At 33.0% G+C, this 2,229-nt stretch carries 1 protein-coding gene, 1 tRNA gene and 3 pseudogenes; 2 read left to right on the top strand and 3 right to left on the bottom strand.

Going from position 1 to position 2,229, the window contains the following annotated elements; genetic code table 11:
* Positions 1 to 198 (top strand): annotated as a pseudogene (locus tag CDG59_RS14815) (IS701 family transposase); the annotation flags it as partial.
* A 14-nt stretch (positions 199 to 212) separates the two neighbouring features.
* On the opposite strand, the pseudogene CDG59_RS14810 reads toward CDG59_RS14815, so the two are convergent.
* Positions 213 to 539, bottom strand: a pseudogene (locus tag CDG59_RS14810) (1-acyl-sn-glycerol-3-phosphate acyltransferase); the annotation flags it as partial.
* A 267-nt stretch (positions 540 to 806) separates the two neighbouring features.
* On the opposite strand from CDG59_RS14810, the gene CDG59_RS14805 reads away from it, so the two are divergent.
* A tRNA-Ile gene (locus CDG59_RS14805) sits at positions 807 to 883 on the top strand.
* A 516-nt stretch (positions 884 to 1,399) separates the two neighbouring features.
* Here CDG59_RS14805 and CDG59_RS15600 read toward each other — a convergent pair.
* Complete coding sequence (locus tag CDG59_RS15600; protein WP_227519141.1) at positions 1,400 to 1,708, bottom strand: hypothetical protein; 309 nt, start codon at positions 1,706 to 1,708, stop codon at positions 1,400 to 1,402.
* A 323-nt stretch (positions 1,709 to 2,031) separates the two neighbouring features.
* A pseudogene (locus CDG59_RS14790) lies at positions 2,032 to 2,229 on the bottom strand (IS701 family transposase); the annotation flags it as partial.

The following is a 2,229-nucleotide window of genomic DNA, read 5'->3' as shown; positions in this document are numbered from 1 at the left end:
AGACGATCTAAACTGATTTTGAATCATATTTTTTCAGCCTTGATGGCCTACGTCGAGATACAAAAGAACCAGTTTGATCAGATCTTTGAAAATGTATATCGTTGGCAGAAGAAATTATTTAGACCAATCATCAAAGACTTCATTGATGACTTTATTCTCGATAAAAACCATCTGCTACCACAGAGAATCTATAAATGATAGTGCGTAAGTCCTACCAAATTAAAATTATCATTTTGATTAAATAGATCAACCATTTGAGTCACGATATCTTTGTTGGCTTTGCGATCAACAGGAATACCACCAAGTTTTTCTAAAATAGGCATGAGAGGGCCTTTGAATAGTTCTTTTTTTATCAGTGTATGTATTTTTAATTCTAAAATTTCAAATAAAGCCAGAGAAAGGATGGTATCTAGGTTTGATGTATGCTCGAATCCAATAATAACTTGTTTTTTTTCTAGAAGTTTTGGATCAACATTGTATTGCCAACCTGTTGCTTTAAAAATAGATTTTCCTAAAAATTTTTTCATGTTTATCATCATAGGCTTTGAGTCGCAGCAGTGTAATACGACTTTTTAGGAAAACACATATCCGAAAAGACCAGATCAAAATAAATTTAGATGTCTTATTAATGATCAAAATAGTGCAATATCATCTTTACTCAAGCTGTAAAGATCATATAGAATCAGCTCAGTTTATGATTTTTAACACTATTTTAGTAATTTGATAAAATCATCTGCTTGTAATTTAAGTTAAATTTAACTAAGATTAAGTCGCATTTTTCATATCAAATATATGATTAAAGTTTAGGGCCTATAGCTCAGTTGGTTAGAGCAGCGGACTCATAATCCGTTGGTCGACAGTTCAAGTCTGTCTGGGCCCACCATATAAAAAAACCACTTACGTGTACTAATCGTAAGTGGTTTTTTTGTTTTTAGATTCTGGTAAGCAAATGGTAAGCAGATAAAATCAACTTAAACAAACAGTTTCTTTGTATAGTTTTACTAGGTTTTGATCTGTGCTTGGAATGAAGTCTTGAAGTTTGAGGTGAACACGGAAATCTGCTTCAGCTTTTGTAGATATCTCTTTAACTTCACTAGACCAGTTTTCCTTTCTGTATTCTCGCCAATTTAATTTAATTTTGAGTGGACGACTATATCCTTTTAATTCCATAAGGAAGATCTGATCACATAATTCATCAAATAAAAAGACATGTGAACGATGGAAGTGAGGATTTCTTTTTAGTAATAACTCTAATGAATTTATGAGAAGTGAACAGCAATCATTAGAAAGAGCAGTACTATTAATTGTTACTTCCCAGTGATGCAATAAATACAATGTACATAGGCTGTCGAGTGAGCCATAGCTTGATATATGTTCTAAGCAACTCTTATCAAAGTCTTTAATACTGATCTAGCTTCAAACGTACAGTTGTTCCAGTGTTTAAAGGCAATTCAATATGTGTATCATCCACTTTCCACACGTGTTCAATATCTTCTACAGAAAATATCGTTAAATCTTCTAAGAATGGAACAAAGCTGCGTGGAAAATAAATATTGGTCGGTGAGTCTTTAAATAAAGGGCCAATTTGATTTAGGCTGAAATTGGCAAACCCACAGCCAATCTCAGTGAGATAGAACTCAAGATGAGGATTGCTTTTGGCATATTGCTTAAAGTTATTGATATAGTTTTGGATAAGATTTAAATCCAAGACTTCCCCATTTTTAGCAATGGTTGGAATGCCATGAGACTGGCCTTGTCTTCCTTCACCTTGACCTAGTTTTGCACCAAAATGATGTAGAGCCGTTTGTGCATATCCAGAGTAAGCTTACCTAACTCATGACAGCCAAATACTAAGATTTGATCTTCGGAAAAGTTATAGTCTTTAATTTCTTGATAATACTGATAAATCATAAAATGCCTACTTGAAAAACGTTTCGTTGAAGAATGCATATCTATGTATGAGTCAAACCCAATCCAGATCTGAAAAGTACATAACTATCTAGCGAATAAATGAATAGGACTTACGCACTATCATTTATAGATTCTCTGTGGTAGCAGATGATTTTTATCGAGAATAAAGTCATCAATGAAGTCTTTGATGATTGGTCTAAATAATTTCTTCTGCCAACGATATATATTTTCAAAGATCCGCTTAAACTGGTTCTTTTGTATCTCAACGTAGGCCATCAAGGCTGAAAAAATATGATTCAAAATCAGTTTAGATCGTCT

Source organism: Acinetobacter sp. WCHA29 (assembly GCF_002165335.1).
Classification (GTDB): domain Bacteria; phylum Pseudomonadota; class Gammaproteobacteria; order Pseudomonadales; family Moraxellaceae; genus Acinetobacter.
Note: the sequence above shows the minus strand (reverse complement) of the source record. Positions and strands in the feature narration are given on the sequence as shown.